This is a genomic window from Pseudophaeobacter sp. 1A09344 (assembly GCF_041008745.1).
GTDB classification, from domain to species: Bacteria; Pseudomonadota; Alphaproteobacteria; order Rhodobacterales; family Rhodobacteraceae; genus Phycobacter; species Phycobacter gallaeciensis_A.
This window is the reverse complement of the sequence record NZ_JAXGFS010000001.1, coordinates 549,423-568,601: the sequence shown is the minus strand read 5'-3', so window position 1 is coordinate 568,601 and position 19,179 is coordinate 549,423. Positions and strand designations below refer to the sequence as shown.

Annotated in this window: 14 protein-coding genes and 1 tRNA gene; 7 read left to right on the top strand and 8 right to left on the bottom strand. The window is 59.5% G+C overall.

The window, feature by feature from the left end:
- Positions 1 to 60 precede the first annotated feature (60 nt).
- Positions 61 to 1,467, bottom strand: coding sequence for a cysteine--tRNA ligase (cysS, locus tag SM765_RS02560; RefSeq protein ID WP_274836991.1), 1,407 nt, complete (start codon positions 1,465 to 1,467; stop codon positions 61 to 63).
- Between the two features lie 277 nt (positions 1,468 to 1,744).
- Positions 1,745 to 2,293 (bottom strand): hypothetical protein, encoded by a 549-nt coding sequence (locus tag SM765_RS02555; protein WP_274836989.1) that lies wholly within the window; start codon positions 2,291 to 2,293, stop codon positions 1,745 to 1,747.
- 491 nt (positions 2,294 to 2,784) lie between these two features.
- Between SM765_RS02555 and SM765_RS02550 the strand changes: the two genes are divergently transcribed.
- Complete coding sequence (locus SM765_RS02550; protein WP_274836988.1) at positions 2,785 to 4,335, top strand: trimethylamine methyltransferase family protein; 1,551 nt, start codon at positions 2,785 to 2,787, stop codon at positions 4,333 to 4,335.
- A gap of 121 nt (positions 4,336 to 4,456) precedes the next feature.
- On the top strand, positions 4,457 to 5,236 hold the full coding sequence (locus SM765_RS02545) for a hypothetical protein (RefSeq protein WP_133245344.1): 780 nt from the start codon (positions 4,457 to 4,459) through the stop codon (positions 5,234 to 5,236).
- On the opposite strand, the gene SM765_RS02540 is transcribed toward SM765_RS02545, so the two are convergent.
- The 6 genes from SM765_RS02540 to pdxH all read right to left on the bottom strand — a co-directional run bounded on the left by SM765_RS02540 (position 5,223) and on the right by pdxH (position 12,575).
- Complete coding sequence (locus SM765_RS02540) at positions 5,223 to 5,966, bottom strand: glycosyltransferase family 2 protein (protein ID WP_274836987.1); 744 nt, start codon at positions 5,964 to 5,966, stop codon at positions 5,223 to 5,225. The two genes, SM765_RS02545 and SM765_RS02540, sit on opposite strands and share 14 nt — an antisense overlap.
- Before the next feature lie 219 nt (positions 5,967 to 6,185).
- Positions 6,186 to 9,860: a vitamin B12-dependent ribonucleotide reductase gene (locus SM765_RS02535; RefSeq protein WP_274836986.1), complete on the bottom strand. Its 3,675-nt coding sequence runs from the start codon at positions 9,858 to 9,860 to the stop codon at positions 6,186 to 6,188.
- An 832-nt stretch (positions 9,861 to 10,692) separates the two neighbouring features.
- Positions 10,693 to 10,769, bottom strand: a tRNA-Pro gene (locus SM765_RS02530).
- Positions 10,770 to 10,812: 43 nt separating this feature from the next.
- Complete coding sequence (locus tag SM765_RS02525) at positions 10,813 to 11,301, bottom strand: DUF192 domain-containing protein (protein ID WP_425537288.1); 489 nt, start codon at positions 11,299 to 11,301, stop codon at positions 10,813 to 10,815.
- Positions 11,302 to 11,305: 4 nt separating this feature from the next.
- Positions 11,306 to 11,851, bottom strand: a complete 546-nt coding sequence (locus tag SM765_RS02520) for a cold-shock protein (RefSeq protein ID WP_065270167.1) — start codon at positions 11,849 to 11,851, stop codon at positions 11,306 to 11,308.
- A 118-nt stretch (positions 11,852 to 11,969) separates the two neighbouring features.
- Complete coding sequence (pdxH, locus tag SM765_RS02515; protein WP_274836985.1) at positions 11,970 to 12,575, bottom strand: pyridoxamine 5'-phosphate oxidase; 606 nt, start codon at positions 12,573 to 12,575, stop codon at positions 11,970 to 11,972.
- Between the two features lie 222 nt (positions 12,576 to 12,797).
- On the opposite strand from pdxH, the gene fabI reads away from it, so the two are divergent.
- From fabI to trpE, 5 genes are all read left to right on the top strand, one after another.
- Entirely contained in the window at positions 12,798 to 13,601 is an 804-nt protein-coding gene (gene fabI / locus SM765_RS02510; protein ID WP_274832172.1) for an enoyl-ACP reductase FabI, read from the top strand.
- A gap of 157 nt (positions 13,602 to 13,758) precedes the next feature.
- Positions 13,759 to 14,262 (top strand): xanthine phosphoribosyltransferase, encoded by a 504-nt coding sequence (gene gpt, locus SM765_RS02505; RefSeq protein ID WP_065270164.1) that lies wholly within the window; start codon positions 13,759 to 13,761, stop codon positions 14,260 to 14,262.
- A gap of 168 nt (positions 14,263 to 14,430) precedes the next feature.
- Positions 14,431 to 15,606, top strand: coding sequence for an aminotransferase (locus SM765_RS02500; RefSeq protein WP_274836983.1), 1,176 nt, complete (start codon positions 14,431 to 14,433; stop codon positions 15,604 to 15,606).
- A gap of 156 nt (positions 15,607 to 15,762) precedes the next feature.
- Positions 15,763 to 17,607: a peptidylprolyl isomerase gene (locus tag SM765_RS02495; RefSeq protein ID WP_274836982.1), complete on the top strand. Its 1,845-nt coding sequence runs from the start codon at positions 15,763 to 15,765 to the stop codon at positions 17,605 to 17,607.
- 30 nt (positions 17,608 to 17,637) lie between these two features.
- Positions 17,638 to 19,149 carry an anthranilate synthase component I gene (gene trpE, locus SM765_RS02490; protein WP_274832169.1) on the top strand — a complete coding sequence of 504 codons (1,512 nt, stop codon included), beginning with the start codon at positions 17,638 to 17,640 and terminating at the stop codon, positions 19,147 to 19,149.
- Positions 19,150 to 19,179 lie beyond the last annotated feature (30 nt).

The window sequence follows — 19,179 nt, the reverse complement described above, 5'->3', positions numbered from 1 at the left end:
AGCGCCCGCCCGTGGGGGCGGGTCGGGCGCTGCCCGGTGACATGCTCCGGGCGGTTCGTTTCAGATGTCTTCCAGCTTGGTTCCATCGAAATCGGGACCAACCTCCCATCTCGCTGGCTTGTCTTTGCTGTCGTAAAGAATGACACCCGCCTTCGTCAAAATATCACGTAGCCTGTCTGCTGTTGCCCAGTCCTTATCCATCTTCGCTCTATGACGAGTTTGAACAATCTCCCCAATAAGCTCTTCTCCAGGCAATGCCTCACGCTCTTTGGCCCCGCCCCACCAACTCTCGATCGTGCTGAGATCAAACCCCATAAATGCGAGGGATGCTTTTAGGCGCCCATAGTCCCCTGTCTTCTTCAGCTCGTGTAAGCGCGTGATAGCCTTCGAGGTATTCAAGTCATCTGCAAGTGCTTCGAGAACACCATCGTCAACAACCGTCGCCTCAATTTCAAAGACAAGTGACTTAAAATCTGAAAGCGTCGCCTCAGCCTCCTTTGCCTTCTTCTCGGTCCAGTCCATCGGTTTGCGATAGTGTGTCGACAGGAAGACAAACCGGATCACCTCGCCCGGAATGCCCTGGTCCAGCAGGTCATGCACGGTGAAGAAATTGCCGAGCGATTTCGACATCTTCTTGCCTTCGACCTGCAGCATCTCATTGTGCAGCCAGTAGCGCGCGAACTCGCCTTCAGGATGGGCGCAGCAGCTTTGCGCGATCTCGTTTTCGTGGTGCGGGAACATCAGATCGTTGCCGCCGCCGTGAATATCAAAGGTCTCGCCTAAAATCTCATAGGACATGGCCGAGCATTCGATATGCCAGCCGGGGCGCCCGCGGCCCCAGGGACTGTCCCAACCGGGCAGATCATCGCTCGACGGTTTCCACAGCACGAAATCCATCGGGTTCTTCTTGTAGGGCGCGACCTCCACCCGGGCGCCCGCGATCATGTCGTCGACCGAACGGCCCGACAGTTTACCGTAGCCCTCGCGCCAGCTGTCGACGGCGAAAAGCACATGCCCCTCGGCGGCATAGGCGTGGCCCTTGGCGATCAGATCCTCGATCATTGCGACCATCTGGGGAATATATTCCGTTGCCCGCGGCATGTGGTTCGGCTCCAGCGCGCCAAGGGCACCCATGTCATCCAGGAACCACTGGGTCGTCTCGGCGGTGATCTCACCAATTGCACGACCACTTTCGGCAGCGCGCGCGTTGATCTTGTCGTCCACGTCGGTGAAATTTCGCGCATAGGTCACGTGATCCGCGCCATAGACGTGCCGCAGCAGCCGATAGAGCACGTCGAACACCACGACAGGCCGTGCGTTGCCCAGATGCGCCCGATCATAGACAGTGGGACCACAGACATACATCCGCACGTTTTCCGGATCGATCGGAGTGAAGACCTCTTTCTTGCGGGTCTTCGTGTTGTGCAGTTTGATCACCGGTTGGGTCACTGTATCGGTCGTCGTCATGACAGCTCCTTTGACAGGCACGGGCGTGCAGGGCTCAAGGCCAGGCGCACGGGGGCGCAGCGCGGGCTTAGCAAGTTGTCAGTTGGAAGGGAACGACAGAAACCAGCCCGCTGTGAAATTCAGCAGGTAATGCAGCAGCTAATGGAGATAGGCGCGGCGGTTCGGGTCATGGGATGGCTGTTAGCACGCTCCGGCTCCGCCGCCAAGCATTTCGCAATGCTATGCTGGCTCTTTCTGCCCATGGTCTCGCCAACCCTTTGCAGACCCGGCGCCGCCTTCAGAACCGGAAAGCGGCCCGCACCGAAAGGATTTCGCCGCCCTGGCCCGCAAGCGCATTTGCCGAGTCGACATCATGGTGCAGAAATTCGCCGGTCATCTGCAACACTCGGTTCACCGAGACCCGCAACCCAAGACCAAAGACCTGGCTCGGCGCCAGACCAGAGGACGCACCGTGCTGAACCTCGCCCAGCGTGACATAGCCAAGGGCATCGCCAAAATCATATCCGGCCCGCAGATGCAGCTGCTGACTGTCCGACTGACCGCCAAGGCCAGTAATATCCAGACCGCCGCCCTGCCGGACCGTGCCACCGAGGACAAGCTCACCATAGTCATGATCGAACCCAGCCTGCAGCGTGGCAGCCCCGTTTGACTGCAGCCCCGACCGAGCGAGATATGCACCATTACCGCCGGATCCCGCCTGCCCCAGAGAGCGTGCCACAAAGGAGGTGGACCAGTCCCCCGCCGCTGCGGGAATGGCCAGCGCAAGCCCGGTCATCGCCCCGATGACACTGCTGCTGAGATTATGAAGCTGGAAAACCCCTGACATTGTTTCGGTCCTGTTTTCGCACCCGTATCGGTACGGTATTTTACGCCAGTGATGGCGCGGCATCCCCGTGATCCAGCTTGTCAAAAATCTCTTAACACTTGGTTCCCGTATCGCGTGTGCTGCGGCCATTCCCCCACAAAATCACCGCCTCGTTATAACACCTTGAAAACACTCCACTTTCGAACCGCAAAATTTCCAGAACATTCCCCAGCCCTTGCGCGGCGTCCCCGCGCAACCCTCCATCGTCCGAGCGCGCTCGTGAAATAGGTGACGTTTTTTTCACATCGGTCGCAAACACGATAGTTTTGCCTTGTCGCGCTGCCATCCTGAAACCGTGAAAGGAGGGCGCACGGATGCAGGAGGAGCAATGCTTGGTCAGTCTGGTCTGGCGCACCATCGGCGCCGCGCGGGGTCTTGCAGCGCGCGGTCGACCAAGATCGGGTTATCCGCTTAATAAAAGAAGGTAACCCTATCTATCCAAGGGATTTTTCATGACTGTTAGTCCGACAATCCGCACCAATTTGCGCAGCGGTGGGCGTGCGGCCCGCCGCGCCGCGCGCGCCGCGCCGCTGGACCGCGCCCTCCGTCCCATCCGCCCCGGTATGTCCGGCGGCGCCTATTCGCCCCTGTCACAGGCCGATGTGGAGAAAATCCACCACGCTGCGCTGGACGCGCTGGAGCGGATCGGCCTTGCCGACGCCCCACAAAGTGGAATTAATTACCTGACCGCTGCGGGCTGCACGCTGGGCAGCGACGGGCGCCTGCGCTTTCCCCGCGCCTTGGTCGAAGATACCCTGGCCCGCGCCAACCGATCCGTCACCCTGTTCAGCCGCGACGGGCAGACCGACCTAAACCTCTCCGGCACCCGGGTGCACTACGGAACGGCGGGCGCAGCGGTACATATGGTTGACGTCGACGGCCACGCCTATCGCGAGTCCACCTTGCAGGACCTGCATGACGCCGCCCGGATCTGCGACGCACTAGACAATATCCATTTCGTACAGCGCCCCATGGTGGCCCGGGACATTACCGACAGCCGCGAACTTGACCTAAACACCATCTACGCCTGCTGTTCGGGAACCTTCAAACACATCGGGACCTCATTCACCGACGCGAGCTTTGTCGCGCCCGCCGTGGAGATGCTGCACATGATCGCAGGTGGCGAGGAGAAATGGCGCGAACGCCCCTTTGTCTCCAATTCCAACTGCTTTGTGGTGCCGCCGATGAAATTCGCCACTGAAAGCTGTCTGGTGATGGAGGAATGCATTCGCCATGGCGTTCCTGTCTTGCTGCTGTCGGCGGGAATGGCCGGGGCCACTGCGCCATCAACCATCGCGGGCGCGATCGTGCAGGCAGTGGCTGAATGCCTGGCAGGGCTGGTTTACGTCAACGCCGTAAGCCCCAGACATCCTGCGATTTTTGGCACCTGGCCATTTGGGCTGGACTTGCGCACCGGCGCTATGACCGGCGGATCGGGTGAACAGGCGTTGCTGACGGCAGGCTGTGCACAGATGCACCGGTTCTACGGCCTACCCGGCGGCGCGGCGGCGGGGATCGCGGATGCAAAATTGCCGGACATGCAGGCGGGATGGGAGCAGATGTGCTCCAACGTCATGGCCGGCCTTTCCGGCCTCAACATGGTCTATGAGGCCGCCGGAATGCACGCGTCGCTGCTGGGGTTCTGCCACGAATCTCTGATCCTTGGCGATGATCTGATCGGTCAGGCGCTGCGCTGCGTGCGGGGGATCGAGGTGACAGATGAAACCCTGGCGCTGGATCAAATCGCCGAGGTTTGCCTTGGTGGCAGTGGTCACTATCTTGGAACGGCGCAAACCCTGTCACGGATGCAGGCCGACCATGTCTATCCAACCCTTGGGGATCGCACCTCCCCCAAGGAGTGGGAGGAAAAAGGGAAGCCGGATCTGTTGCACAAGGCACGGCAGCGGAAGGAGGAGATCCTGTCACGCCGAAGCCCGGCGCGCCTTCCCCCGGATCTGGACCGGGTCATAAGGGAGCGGTTCCCCATCCATTTGCCCAGTTGACACAGCGCGAGCACCTGAGGGTCTCAGGCATTCCGGTGCTCGCACCTAGTGTTGGGCTGTCGAATGGTCCATATAGGGGAGCGTCCGCTGCGGAGAAAGCAGCGCCCTGTTGGAGCATACGATGACACCTCCCTCCCAATTATCCGCAATCGTGACCATCCACGATCAGGACCTTCTTCTGCAGTATGAAGCTGAGAACAAATTCCAAACGATTGGGTGCCCTGTCACCTATATGTTCGTAGGCAAAGGGCCGGTAGATAAGGTTCGCGCCATGGATCGCGTCATCATTGCCCGGGAACAGGCTGACAATATTGAGGATTACAAATTCCTCGTAGACTTCACGTCTTGGTACGCCTGCATCAATAACGCTGTCCCCCTGACGGAATTTGTTGCGCTGATTCAATACGATGTAACCGTAAGCGAAAGTTTCTCCAGCACCACGCTGTCCCAGCTTCAAACCGATCCAGACGCGGTGCTGGGATATAGCCCTGTCCCCATGGCAGATCGGAATTTTATCCGTGACAACATGGGTTACGCGCCCCTGCGTGAGGCCGTGAAGAAGGTGTATGGGTTTGACATCAAACCGATCCTGCGCAGCCACATGGCCTCAGCAACCGACAAGAACTGGCCTGCCACAAACAACGTGGCTATGCGCCGCGATACGCTGTCCGATTTCGTGCGTTGGTTTACGCCGCTTGGCCTTGCGATGGGAAACAGTCGCCCGTCCGGGCATGCGTTCGAGCGTGCCATCAAATTGTTTTGCATTTTGACAGGAAGGCACAACCTGTACGACCGTGAGGTTTTGCAGCATTTCCAGATGAACTCCCACGAAACACAGGATTTCAAAAAGGATACCGGGCGTCTGCACCAACTGCTGGCCCGAAACTCTAGAGAGCCTTGATCCTTTGGCGCAGGTATTCAAGATAACCTGAAAGGGATGTGGAGGCGGCGAATTTCTGGCGGACATAACGCAGCTCTTTCTGGCGCAGCGATTTTGAGACGCTGGCGCTGACCTGCCCCTCGTGTATCCGGTTCACCACCAGAGTCTGCGGCAGGATCACCGGATCGCCAAGCGCATCCCACAGCCGTTTGTAGAGGTCCACATCCATCAGCCAGATCAGGTTTTCATCAAACCGCTGCATACGGCTGCGCCGCATTGCCAGCACCGACGGGCTTGAGACGGTGTTTTTGCCAAACTGCAGCTTCTCAGTCAGTCGCGGCACCATGGGGCGTTCAACCGACCCGCTATTGCGGCTGATACCCGAGCCACACAACAGCCAGTCGCCCCCCCCATCCATCGCTTCAACAATACCCCCCAAGGCACCGCTTCCATTCAGGAAATCGTCCTGAAAAAGCACTTTGACGATATCACCGGATGCGTGATCCAGGGCATTGTTCACATTGGCCGATGCCTGCCGTGGTGCATCGTGGTTCCAGATGTGGTGTATGGTCAGGCGATCCGAGAAAGCTGCGCAGACATCGGCCACCGCCGTGTCATCGGATTGGTCCGAAACGACAACCTCGAAATCGCGAAAGCTTTGCCTTGTCAGGATCTCCAGCGACTGAGCCAGATACTCTGCACCCTTGCCCCCCATGCCATAGGCCGGAATGCAGATACTTATGGCAGGCATGGCGTTTCTCCGGGGCTTGGTGGACTGCACTCTTGGCCTAGCAAAGAGCCGCGCCAAGGCCAAGCGGCAGAACGGGGAAACGGATACCCCACAGGAAAAAGCCCCCTCCGATACGGAGGGGGCGAGTTTCGCCAATCAGGCTCATTAGTGTACCGCCCGCGTTTTTTTGCCTGGGCCTTCTTGGCGTCCAGGGCGAGCGCACTCGCCCCCGATCTGGTCTCAGCTGCAGCCCGAAGTGGCGCCGCAGGTGTTGCACTTCATGCAGGTGCCGTTGCGCACCAGCGTGTAGTTGCCGCATTCGCCGCAGGCCTCGCCCTCGTAGCCCTGCATCTTGGCCTTGGTGCGGGCGTCCATGCCGGTCACCGTAACCGAAGCCGTTTCCGTCACCGTTGCGCTTTCAGTCACCTCCGGCACCAGTGTTTGCAGCGCAGTCACCGGGTCAGCACCGGTGCCAAGCGGCGCGATCCCGTCCAGCACGGTCTGCCCGCCGTTCAGCACCACAAGTTCCTGCGGCAGACGCTTGCGCAAGTACCCGGTCGAGGAGATCTGCTTCAGCACCTCCAGCGAGCGGGTTGCGGCGCTTTCGCTCAGCTCGGTGACGTTGGAGACGCCCTCTTCCTCACCGCGACCGATATCATCGAATGCGGGGCCTTCGGGTTTCACGTGCGCGAGGTCGGTGCGATCCAGGTAGCTGACCGCCAGTTCGCGGAAGACATAGTCGAGGATCGAGGTTGCGTTCTTGATGCTGTCGTTGCCCTGCACCATGCCCGCCGGTTCGAACTTGGTGAAGGTGAAGGCATCGACGAACTCTTCCAGCGGCACGCCATATTGCAGGCCAACAGAGACGGCGATGGCAAAGTTGTTCATCATCGCCCGGAAGCCAGCACCTTCCTTGTGCATGTCGATGAAGATCTCGCCAAGGTTGCCGTCTTCATACTCGCCGGTGCGCAGGTAGACCTTGTGCCCGCCGACAACCGCCTTCTGGGTATAGCCTTTGCGGCGCTGGGGCATCTTGGTGCGGTGCGATTTAACCACTTCCTTGATGACCACTTTTTCGACGATCTTCTCGGCCAGGGTGACGGCCTTTTCCTGCTGGCTACCGCTTTCCAGGATCTCCGCCGCCTCATCGTCATCCTCGACCAGCGCAGCCGCCAACGGCTGGCTCAGCTTGGACCCGTCACGATAGAGCGCGTTTGCTTTCACACCCAGCGACCAGGACAACTCATAGGCCTTCTGGCAGTCTTCGATGGTGGCATCGTTGGGCATGTTGATCGTCTTGGAGATCGCGCCCGAGATAAAGCTTTGCGCCGCCGCCATCATGCGGATGTGGCTGTCAACGCTCAGGTAGCGCTTGCCCTTCTTGCCGCAGGGGTTGGCGCAATCGAAGATGTGATAGTGCTCTTCCTTCAGGTGCGGCGCGTTCTCCAAGGTCATGGTGCCGCAGACGTGATCGTTGGTCGCCTCGATATCAGCCTTGGTAAAGCCCAGGTGACGCAGCAGATCAAAGGTCGGGTCGTTCAGCTTGGTCGCCGGGATGCCCAGAACACCGGTGCAGAACTCTTCGCCAAGGGTCCACTGGTTGAACACGAAACGCACATCAAAGGCGCTTTCCAGTGCGGCGTCGATCTTGGCCAGCTCGTTGGGGCCAAAGCCGTGACCGGCCAGCGAGGTATGGTTGATCCCCGGCGCATTGCCGATGGTGCCGTGGCCGACGGCATAAGCAACGATTTCTTCGATCTGGGCCGAGGTATACCCGAGCCCTTCCAGCGCGGCAGGCACCGAGCGGTTGATAATCTTGAAATAGCCGCCACCGGCCAGTTTCTTGAACTTCACCAGGGCAAAGTCGGGCTCGATCCCGGTGGTGTCGCAATCCATCACAAGGCCGATGGTGCCGGTCGGGGCAATCACGGTGGCCTGCGCGTTGCGGTAGCCGTGTTTCTCGCCCAGTTCCAGCGCCTCATCCCAGGCGCCCGCGGCCAGATCGGTCAGGCGTGCATCGGGGCAGTTTTTCAGATCCAGCGGCACCGGCGGCACCGCCAGCCCTTCATAGCCGGTTGTCTTCCCCTGCGCGGCGGTGCGGTGGTTGCGCATCACCCGCAGCATGTGGTCGCGGTTCTTTTCAAAACCGGGGAACGGACCCAGCTCGGAGGAGATTTCGGCCGAAGTGGCATAGGCGACGCCGGTCATGATGGCAGTGAGCGTGCCGCAGAGCGCGCGGCCTTCGTCGCTGTCATAGCCATAGCCCATGTTCATCAAGAGACCGCCGATATTGGCATATCCCAGACCCAGCGTGCGGAAGTCATAAGACCGCTGCGCAATTTCCTTGGACGGGAACTGCGCCATCATCACGCTGATTTCCAGCGTCAACGTCCACAGGCGGCAGGCATGCATGTAGTCCTCGGCCTGGAACTCACCGTCCTTGAGGAAGGTCAGGAGGTTCAGCGAGGCCAGGTTACAGGCGGTGTCATCCAGGAACATATACTCCGAGCACGGGTTCGATCCGCGGATCTCGCCATCTTCGGGGCAGGTGTGCCAGTCATTCACTGTGTCATGGAACTGGATACCCGGATCGGCACAGGCCCATGCGGCGTGGCCGACCTTCTCCCACAGATCACGCGCCTTGACGGTCTTGGCGACGCGGCCATCGGTACGGTTGATCAGCTCCCACTCGGCATCTTTCTCAACCGCGTGCAGGAAAGCATTGGTGACGCGGATCGAGTTGTTGGAGTTTTGACCCGAAACCGAGGAATAGGCATCGCTGTCCCAATCGGTGTCATAGGTCGGGAATTCGATCGAAGTGTGCCCCTGCTTGGCGTAATCCAGAACCCGTTTGATATAAGTCTCCGGGATCGCGACCTTTTTCGCTTCGCGGATGGCTTTCTTCAGCCCCTCGTTCTTGCTCGGCTCATAGGCGTCTGCCTCCAGACCGTCCCATTCGCGGATCGCCGCAAAGATGCCGTTCAGCATCTGCTCGTGCATCTTCGAGCCAGCAACGATCGAGGCAACTTTCTGCTCTTCGATCACCTTCCACTGGATGAAATCCTCGATATCTGGGTGATCCGCATCGACGATGACCATCTTGGCCGCGCGGCGGGTGGTGCCACCGGATTTGATCGCGCCGGCTGCCCGGTCACCGATCTTGAGGAAGCCCATCAGGCCCGAAGATTTGCCACCACCGGACAGAGGCTCGCCTTCGCCGCGCAGATGGCTGAAGTTGGTGCCGGTGCCGGAGCCGTATTTGAACAGCCGCGCCTCGCGCACCCAAAGATCCATGATGCCGCCGTCGTTTACCAGATCGTCGGACACGGACTGGATGAAACAGGCGTGCGGCTGCGGATGTTCATAGGCGCTGTCGGATTTGGTCAGCTTGCCGGTCTTGTAATCGACGTAGTGGTGGCCTTGCGCGGGGCCGTCGATGCCATAAGCCCAGTGAAGCCCGGTGTTGAACCACTGCGGCGAATTCGGCGCCGCGCGCTGAGAGGCCAGCATATAGCGCATTTCGTCGTAATAGGCGCGGGCGTCTTCCTCGGTCGAGAAATAGCCGCCTTTCCAGCCCCAGTATGCCCAGCCACCGGCAAGACGGTCAAAGACCTGTTTGGAAGAGGTTTCGCCAACGAATTCAACATCATCTCCATCGGGGACCGACCGCCACAGGAATTCTGGCACGCCCTTTTCCCGGACTTTCTTCAGGCGGGACGGAACACCGGCTTTGCGAAAGTATTTCTGGGCGATGACATCGCTGGCAACCTGGCTCCATTCAGCCGGAACTTCGATGTTTTCGAGTCGGAAGACAATGGTCCCGTCAGGATTTCGAATTTCGGACGTAGCCGAGATGAAATCGAGGTCCGCATATGCGTCCTGACCAGATTTGGTGTACTTCCGTTCGATCTTCATGCTCTGCCCCTTCGCATTAGCTCTGTCCCGTCTTTTTGTTGGCCACGTCGCGGCGCAGCCTTGCCATGAAGAAACACAGAAAACAGGCGGCAACTGCTGTCAGAAGCGTGCCAGGGAGCCCTACACCGGCCCCGGTCCTTGGAATCTCTACTAGTGTTTAGTCTTGTTGCAGCGCCCAAAGAACATACAAGATTTAGTGGCGAAGCAACCGGCACCCACAATTTGGCGTAATCACGCCGTGAGGGTCAACGCAAAATTTACCACTTAGATACCATTTTTTTGGTTGACCGGTGAAATCGGAAACGCCCGTGGTTCGCTTCATCGATTCACCGACTGCACCCGCGGGCTGACCGAGCTGCCAACACCACTTTAGCAGCCTCGTATTTTTTTGCGAAACACTAATGGTTTGCCGCAAATACCTTACTCACGGCCCCTTCACCACTTCCTCGGCGACTCCACTAACACCGGCCCGCGGCCCACTTCCGAGACATGGCAGCGGACTCTTCGCGCCGACCTGCCACGTTGCACGAAGCGCACAGTCTATCTGCTGAAATCCTGTGCCAAGTTAGGCAAAACCCAGCTGCAGGTGGCGCCAGTTCGCGTCACATGGTTAATAATCGGTTAACACAAGATTTGGTAGCCACCAACATTTCGGGGTCACATTTTGCGCGATTCTAACCATCGCCCCGATCACATCTAAGTGAGACCTGGGCCCCTGATCGCCCTTTCAGCGAATCTGGCTGCTTGCACGCTCGCCTTAGACTTGACCGCCAAAGGACGTCACCCTGACCGGGACAAACCGATCAGAGCTGGGATTTTTATAAGTGGAAAGTGGTCGGGGCGGCGAGATTCGAACTCACGACCCCCTGTACCCAAAACAGGTGCGCTACCAGACTGCGCCACGCCCCGGACCGTGCGCTTTCCTAGCGGTGTGAAACGGATTTGAAAAGCCCTAACAGGGCCAAACAGACGCATTAGAAGAAAAAACTTCGTGCCGCATCTGGGTGCCCGGCCCAATGCCATATCGGCGCGCCAAACCACCATTGATTTCCAGCACCGCAAACACCCGGTCGCCGCCTGGAATGGGGGTCAAATCATGGGGAATGGCATTGGAATGCACCGACGTCACCATGCCGGTTTCATCAAGGAAAATGATATCCAGGGGGATCAGCGTGTTCTTCATCCAAAAAGCCGCCCTTTGGGGGTGCTCGTAAACAAACAGCATCCCCGCCCCGCGAGGCAGGTCCTCCCGGTACATCAGCCCCATTGAACGGCTGTCGACAGTATCGGCAATCTCAACAGAGAAGGACGCCTGCCCCCAATCGCCGCGAAGATCGACACGATCCGGGGCGCAGGTCTCCTGTGCCTGTGCAATACCTGCACCAAGGCACAGCATTATGGCGGCACCCCAGCGGACAATTCCAGAGGCGCGCACCGACATGATCTTATTCTTCTTCGGATGCGGTTTCGGAAATGGCCGCTTCCCAGGCCTGGACCTCGACCGCCATGCAGCCCCGCCGCCCGCTGATCGATCGCATGGCGATAGCCTCGCCCGGCTGGAGGTCAGCAAGACCCGACTGGCGCAACACCTCGACGTGCAAGAAGACGTCATCTCCGTAGCCGAACAGGTTGGCAAAGCCAAAGCCCTTACCCTTGTCGAACCACTTCACACGCGCCGGGCGCAACGGAAGTGTTTTCAGCTCCTCGATATCCATATCGACAAAATCGCTGAGAACCGGCGCGTCATCCCGGGCCGGAGGCACGATTGCGACAACCTCCACAGCCTGAACCCCGCGCTCCGTCGCGTGGGTCAGAACGGTTACGCTGGACCCGTCCGCTACCGAGCTCTGCCCGAAGTTACGCAGGACATTCACGTGCAACAGGATGTCGGGACCACCCTCATCGGACACAACGAAGCCATACCCTTTGGTCGGGTCAAACCACTTCACTATGCCCTGGATTTGCCTGAGACTGCTTTGATCGTCTGCCACTTATCTCGTCCACCGCGTCGTATTTGATTTCTCGATGCTTGATGCGCGATTTTCGCATATGAGTTCAAGTTAAAAAAATTCCCCATTATCACGAAAATGCTATTTTATGCTTAACCCATTAAGGGTTTAGCCGCACCACACTCCATTCGTCATCCGGCGTATTTCGGCGCCAGACAAATCGGTCATGCAGCCTGAAAGCCCCATCCGCCCAGAATTCAATTTCGCTCGGAACGATGCGAAATCCGCCCCAGAATGGCGGCCGGTCCGGGTTCGGGCCTTTCGTGGCCGTGATTTTTGCAACCTCTGCCATCAGGGCCGAACGGCTCTGCAATGGGCGCGATTGCTGCGAAGCCCACGCCCCAAGCCTGCTTTTCAGCGACCGGGAGTGGTAATACTCGTCTGCCTGCGGACCGTCTTCGCGTGTCACATGACCACGGACACGGATCTGGCGACGCAGGCTCTTCCAATGTAGCACGAAGGCGGCCTTGCCGGACTGCTCCAGCTCCTGCCCCTTGGCGCTTTCGTAGTTAGTAAAGAAGACAAAAGCGCCATCTTCGATCTCCTTGAGCAGCACCATGCGGACATTCGGCATGCCATCAGCATCCACCGTCGACAGCGCAATCGCATTCGGATCATTGAGCTCAGTCTCTTCGGCCTCCGCGAGCCATGCCCGCGCAAGTTCAAAGGGGTTATCCCCCGCAAATAATCCCGACCGCTCTGACATGGAAACCTCTTCTTAACTGTGCGCGCCAATCTATGCCGCCTTGGTTGGGCATACAAGCCAAGGTGGCTGCGGATTTATGCGTATAAATATGTGCGGCCATGCAGGCCGACATCCAAAACGGGCCGCAAAACTGACAATGCGCCTCAACCGGTACTCTCTTGATGCAGCGGCTCGAGCATATTAAAGGTCCTTCAGTTCATATTTTACAGGCGGAGAACCTGCATGCCCAGTCAACTGCTGTCCGGCAAACGTGGCCTTATCATGGGCCTGGCCAACGACAAATCCATCGCATGGGGGATCGCCAAGGCCTGCGCCGATGCCGGTGCCGAACTTGCTTTTTCTTACCAGGGTGAAGCCCTTAAAAAGCGCGTTGGCCCGCTCGCCGAACAGCTGAACAGCTCCATCGTTCTGCCCTGCGATGTATCCGACGAAACCTCGATTGACGCCTTGTTTGAGAGCCTCGAAAACGAATGGGGCAAGCTGGACTTTGTCGTGCACGCCATTGGTTTTTCTGACAAAAACGAACTGCGCGGCCGCTACGTCGATACCAGCCGTGACAATTTCCAGATGACCATGGATATCTCGGTCTACTCCTTTACGGCTGTTGCCCGCCGCGCCGAGAAACTGATGTCCGAGGGCGGCTCGATGCTCACCCTGACATACTATGGTGCCGAGCAGGTTATGCCTCACTACAATGTGATGGGCGTTGCCAAGGCCGCGCTCGAAGCATCGGTCAAATATCTGGCCGAAGATCTTGGAAAAGACGGCATTCGCGTAAATGCGATTTCCGCTGGTCCGATCAAAACGCTGGCCGCCAGCGGAATTGGCGACTTCCGCTACATTATGAAATGGAACGAATACAATTCGCCGCTGCGGCGAAATGTTACAACCGAGGACGTCGGTAAATCCGCTTTGTATCTTTTGTCGGACCTCGGATCGGGCGTGACCGGGGAAAATCTGCACGTGGATGCTGGTTATCACGTTGTCGGCATGAAAGCCGTGGACGCCCCCGACATTACTAAATAAACGAACTGCCCCGGGCCTGTGCTGTTTTTATTTTGAATGGTGCGCCCGGGGCTATATCAACGACGCACTCGTCAGACCAACACTGGTATCGTGCCTGCTTTGCAGCCCGGCACATGACACCGCATCAGACGCTACAATTGCCGGAGCAAATCGCAAGATGACCGACCGCCTGCCGCACGAAAAAGGGTTTCACATCAGCTGGGATCAGATCCACCGGGACAGCCGCGCGCTGGCCTGGCGGTTGGACGGTCAGGGACCTGACGGTGGCGCATGGCGTGCCGTGGTCGCGATCACCCGTGGCGGCATGGCCCCCGCGATGATCGTCAGCCGCGAGCTGGATATCCGCACGGTCGATACGATCTCGGTGAAATCCTACCACCACCAGGACCAGGGTGAGGCCGTGGTGCTGAAAGCACCCGACGCCGAGCTGATGGGTGATGGCGAAGGTATCCTGATCATCGATGATCTGGTGGATAGCGGCAAAACCCTTGAACTGGTGCGCCAGATGTATCCCAAGGCGCATTTTGCCACGGTTTATGCAAAGCCCAAGGGCCGCCCGATGGTGGACACCTTTATCACCGAGGTCAGCCAAGACACCTGGATCTTCTTCCCCTGGGATATGGCGCTGCAATACGTCGAGCCCTATCGCGGCAAGGACTGACGCCGCCCCGCCCCGTGCGCGGGACGAACCGCAGCCGATTTTCAAAACACCATGAATGCGCGCCCCTGTTGGAGGCGCGCTTTTTCTTGAGCCTGCCGCGAGGGCGTGCCACAGATAAGGCCCGAATACGCCTGCCCTGGCAGGGCCTTGCGACAATAGGATGACTGCATGCATATCTCCCGCACCGAAGCGACCTTTTGTTCTCCGATCGTCGAGTCCCGGCGCTGGACCGAAGGGGTCACTTTTCCGCCGTCGCGCCCCCTGATCAACGTCAGTCAGGCCGCCCCAGCAGATCCGCCGCCCACGGGCTTGCGGCAGGCCATCGCCGATGCGGCCCTGAATGAAACCGACGCGCATCTATATGGCGCCGTTTTGGGCCGCAGCGAACTGCGTGCAGCACTGGCGGCACAAATCTCGGAGCATTATGACGGCACCGTTGGCGCAGCGCAGGTCGGTATTACCTCTGGCTGCAATCAGGCCTTTGCCGCTGCCATCGCCGCCCTTTGCGGCGAAGGGGACGAGGTGATCATCCCGGTGCCTTGGTATTTCAATCACAAAATGTGCCTCGATATGGCAGGCGTCACAGCGGTTCCGCTGCCGGTAGGTGCTGATATGATGCCGGATCCGCAGGCCGCAGCCCAGCTGATCACGCCCAAGACGCGGGCCATCACGCTTGTCACCCCCAACAATCCCACTGGCGCCGAATACCCCTCGGGCCTCGTGCAGGCCTTCTTTGACCTGGCCCGCAAACATGGGCTGGCACTGATTCTGGATGAAACCTACCGCGACTTTGACAGCCGCGAAGGGGCGCCGCACGACCTGTTCCAGACCCCGAACTGGGACGAGACGCTGATCCATCTGTACTCCTTCTCCAAGGCCTATCGGCTGACCGGCCACCGGGTTGGAGCGATCGCGAGTTCTGAAGAGAAATTGTTCGAAATGGAGAAGTTTCTCGATACAATAACGATCTGTCCTGCACAGCTTGGACAGATCGGCGCGCTTTGGGGACTTGAAAACCTCCAGTCCTGGCTCGCGGGGGAACGGCTGGAGATTCTGGACCGCAAGGCGGCGATCGAAGAGGAATTCCCCCGCCTTGCCGAGAAGGGATGGAAGCTGTTGGGCTGCGGTGCCTATTTCGCTTATGTGGAACACCCCTTCGAGGAAGCCTCGTCCGAGCTGGCCAAAAAGCTGGTGCAGGACGCGTCGGTCCTGATGCTGCCTGGCACGATGTTCATGCCCGAAGGCGATCCGGCAGGCAGCAAGCAATTCCGCATCGCCTTTGCCAATGTCGACCGGGCCGGGATCGTCTCCCTGTTCGACCGGCTTTGCGCGTTTCACCCCTAACGCTACGCTGCGCCATAGGAAACCAACAAGCCCGGCACAAGATCTTGCTCCTGTACGGGCGGCAGCGTATGCAGAACACGATTATGACACAGGCACCCTGCCCGCAGCGCCCATCCGGCGCAAAGGGAGCGGGCAACAGGTACGAATGAGGGCACAATGGCCGCAGGCATGAAAAATCTTTCCAGAACCTTTGTTTGGATCCTGATGGGGATGCTTATCGTCGGCCTTGCCGGTTTTGGTGCGGTCAATTTCACCGGCTCGATGAGCGCGGTTGCCTTGGTGGGTGACGAAGAAGTTACCGTCGACGCCTATGTGCGCGAGTTGCAGCGCGAACAACGCGCCATGCAGGCCCAGACCGGTCAGGCAATGCCGATGTCGCAGCTGACCGCAATGGGTTTGGATCAGGTTGTGCTCGGGCGGCTGATCACCCTCGCCGCCATTGACAATGAGGTCAGCAAGCTGGGCATCTCCATCGGGGATGAAAACCTGCTGTCCGAACTGACCAAGGTCTCCTCGTTCCAGGACTCCAGCGGCCAGTTCGACCGCGAGACCTACCGCTTTACCCTCGACAACGCCGGTTTCACCGAAGCCGAGTTCGAAGACGATCTTCGCCGCGAGGCCTCACGCACGCTGGTCCAGGGCGCCATCATGTCCGGCACCAAGATGCCCGAAGTGATGAGTGACACGCTGGTGTCCTATATCGGCGAGCGCCGCAGCTTTTCCTACGTGCAACTGTCATCCGACGATGTGCTGCTGACGCAGGAGATGCCCGATGACACTGCGCTGCGTGCCTTCTATGACGACAATATCGCGGATTTCACCCTGCCGGAAACCAAATCCCTGACCTACGCGCATCTCAGCCCCGACATGCTGCTTGACACCGTTGAGGTCGATCAGGAGGCGCTGCGTGGCCTTTATGAAGATCGCGCCGATCAGTACCTGATCCCGGAACGCCGTCTGGTGGAACGCCTTGTCTTTGCGGACAATGACAGCGCCGCAAGCGCCAAGGCGCAGCTTGACGTGAGCGGCACGACTTTTGAGGTCCTGGTGCAGGATCGCGGTCTGGCCCTGTCGGACGTGGATATGGGCGATGTGACCGAAGCTGACCTCTCGGATGCAGGCGCTGAAGTGTTTGCTGCAGAGGTCGGCGATGTTGTTGGCCCGCTGCCATCGGATCTTGGCCCAGCACTCTACCGGGTTAACGGCCGCCTCGAAGCCCGCGAAACCAGCTTTGAAGAGGCCGAAGCCGAGCTCCGCGCCGAGCTGGCCGCAGACCGCGCCCGCCGAGTGATTGAGCAGCAAGCCGAATCCATCGAGGACATGCTCGCTGGTGGCGTCACGCTGGAAGAACTGCCGGATCAGACAGACATGCAGATTGGCACCCTCGGCTGGACCGGGCTCAACGCCGAAGGCATCGCCGCATATGACGGCTTCCGCGAGGCCGCAGAGGCCGTGACGGTTGATGATTTCCCCTCGGTCGCCTTCCTTGAGGATGGTAGCCTCTTTGCTCTGCGGCTCGACGAAGTCCTGCCCCCGCGCCCCGAGCCCTTCGAAGACGCTCGGGACAAGGTACTTGCCGCCTGGAACGAAAACCGGACAGCAGAGGCCGTAAACAGCCTGGCACAGGAACTGCTGAAACAGACCGAGGCAGACGGAGCCTTCCCCGAAGGCTACGACGTGCAGACCGAGACGGCGCAAACCCGCACCGCCTATATCGACACCACCCCGGTCGAGATGATGATCGAGGTCTTCGAAATGAACCCGGGCGAGCTGCGCACCGTGTCCGGTGAAGGCTCCGCCGTGGTGCTGCGTTTGGACGAGGTTCTGCCTGCCGAGGACACCAGCGAGGAAATGCAGATGCTGGCCAACGCGATGCAGACCCAGCTGGATCAGGCATTGTCGCAGGCGCTGTTCGAAGCCTTCGCGCAGGACGCACAGCTGCGCGCCGCACCGCGTGTTGACCAGCAGGCCCTGAACGCGGTTCAGGCCAATTTCCAATAAGCGCGCATAGATCAATCAAGGCACCTGACGATGGCTCTGACCCCGGATTTCGACACTTTCGCCGCCGCCTATGAGGCGGGAGAGAACCAGCTGGTCTATACCCGGCTGGCGGCTGACCTCGACACGCCCGTGTCGCTGATGCTCAAGCTGACGGGCGCCCAGAAGGACGCCTTCATGCTGGAATCGGTGACCGGCGGCGAGGTGCGTGGCCGTTACTCGATCATCGGCATGAAACCCGATCTGGTCTGGCGCTGCCGCGGCACGACATCCGAAATCAACCGCTCGGCCCGCTTTGATCCCGAGGGTTTCGAAGCGCAGACGGGCGCGCCGCTGGACAACCTGCGAGCGCTTCTCGCCGAAAGCCGCATCGACCTGCCCGATGACCTGCCGCAGGCCGCGGCCGGGCTGTTCGGCTATCTTGGCTATGACATGGTCCGGCTGATCGAACATCTCCCGGACGTCAATCCCGACCCCCTTGGCCTGCCCGACGCGGTCATGATGCGCCCTTCGGTGGTCGCGGTTCTGGATGGCGTCAAAGGCGAGGTGACCGTGGTCTCCCCGGCCTGGACCGGAGATGGGAAATCGGCCAAGGCCGCCTATGCGCAGGCCGCCGAACGGGTGATGGACGCGGTGCGCGATCTGGAGCGCGCCATGCCCGCAGAGACCCGCGATCTCGGCGATGCGCACGAGGTGGCCCCGCCGGTCAGCAACTTCAGCAAATCCGGCTACATGGAAGCGGTGGAAAAGGCCAAGGAATACATCCGGGCCGGCGACATCTTTCAGGTGGTTCCGGCGCAGCGCTGGAAGCAGGACTTCCCGCTGCCGCCGTTCTCGCTTTACCGTTCTTTGCGGCGAACCAACCCGTCGCCCTTCATGTTCTATTTCAACTTCGGTGGCTTTCAGGTGATTGGCGCCAGCCCCGAAATTCTGGTCCGTGTCTTTGGCAAAGAGGTCACCATCCGCCCCATCGCAGGCACCCGCCCGCGCGGCGCAACACCGGAAGAGGACAAGGCGCTGGAGGCCGATCTTCTGGCCGACAAGAAAGAGCTGGCAGAACACCTAATGCTGCTGGATCTGGGCCGCAACGATACGGGCCGCGTATCAAAGATCGGCACTGTGCGCCCGACGGAAAAGTTCATCATCGAACGCTACAGCCACGTGATGCATATCGTATCGAACGTGGTGGGTGAGCTGGACGAGGACAAGGACGCTCTGGATGCGTTTTTTGCGGGCATGCCGGCGGGCACGGTGTCCGGCGCGCCAAAGGTACGCGCGATGGAAATCATCGACGAGTTGGAGCCAGAAAAACGCGGCGTATACGGCGGCGGTGTCGGCTATTTCTCGGCCGGGGGCGACATGGATATGTGTATCGCCCTGCGCACGGCCATCGTGCAGGATCAGACGCTCTATATCCAGGCTGGTGGCGGCGTGGTCTATGATAGCGACCCCGAGGCCGAGTATCAGGAAACCGTGCATAAATCGAACGCGATCCGCCGTGCTGCTGCGGATGCCGCGCGTTTTACCGGCAGCCGCAACAGCTGATAACATCAAAGCGCTCCGGAGCGCGGGGAA

Coding starts and splice junctions, on each gene's coding strand:
- pdxH (WP_274836985.1), bottom strand. CDS start 12,575: ATGTCAGAGCGGTCGGGATTATTTGCGGGGGATAACCCCTTTGAACTT.
- SM765_RS02540 (WP_274836987.1), bottom strand. CDS start 5,966: ATGCCTGCCATAAGTATCTGCATTCCGGCCTATGGCATGGGGGGCAAG.
- SM765_RS02550 (WP_274836988.1), top strand. CDS start 2,785: ATGACTGTTAGTCCGACAATCCGCACCAATTTGCGCAGCGGTGGGCGT.
- SM765_RS02555 (WP_274836989.1), bottom strand. CDS start 2,293: ATGTCAGGGGTTTTCCAGCTTCATAATCTCAGCAGCAGTGTCATCGGG.
- gpt (WP_065270164.1), top strand. CDS start 13,759: ATGACCGACCGCCTGCCGCACGAAAAAGGGTTTCACATCAGCTGGGAT.
- SM765_RS02495 (WP_274836982.1), top strand. CDS start 15,763: ATGGCCGCAGGCATGAAAAATCTTTCCAGAACCTTTGTTTGGATCCTG.
- fabI (WP_274832172.1), top strand. CDS start 12,798: ATGCCCAGTCAACTGCTGTCCGGCAAACGTGGCCTTATCATGGGCCTG.
- SM765_RS02525 (WP_425537288.1), bottom strand. CDS start 11,301: ATGTCGGTGCGCGCCTCTGGAATTGTCCGCTGGGGTGCCGCCATAATG.
- SM765_RS02545 (WP_133245344.1), top strand. CDS start 4,457: ATGACACCTCCCTCCCAATTATCCGCAATCGTGACCATCCACGATCAG.
- cysS (WP_274836991.1), bottom strand. CDS start 1,467: ATGACGACGACCGATACAGTGACCCAACCGGTGATCAAACTGCACAAC.
- trpE (WP_274832169.1), top strand. CDS start 17,638: ATGGCTCTGACCCCGGATTTCGACACTTTCGCCGCCGCCTATGAGGCG.
- SM765_RS02500 (WP_274836983.1), top strand. CDS start 14,431: ATGCATATCTCCCGCACCGAAGCGACCTTTTGTTCTCCGATCGTCGAG.
- SM765_RS02535 (WP_274836986.1), bottom strand. CDS start 9,860: ATGAAGATCGAACGGAAGTACACCAAATCTGGTCAGGACGCATATGCG.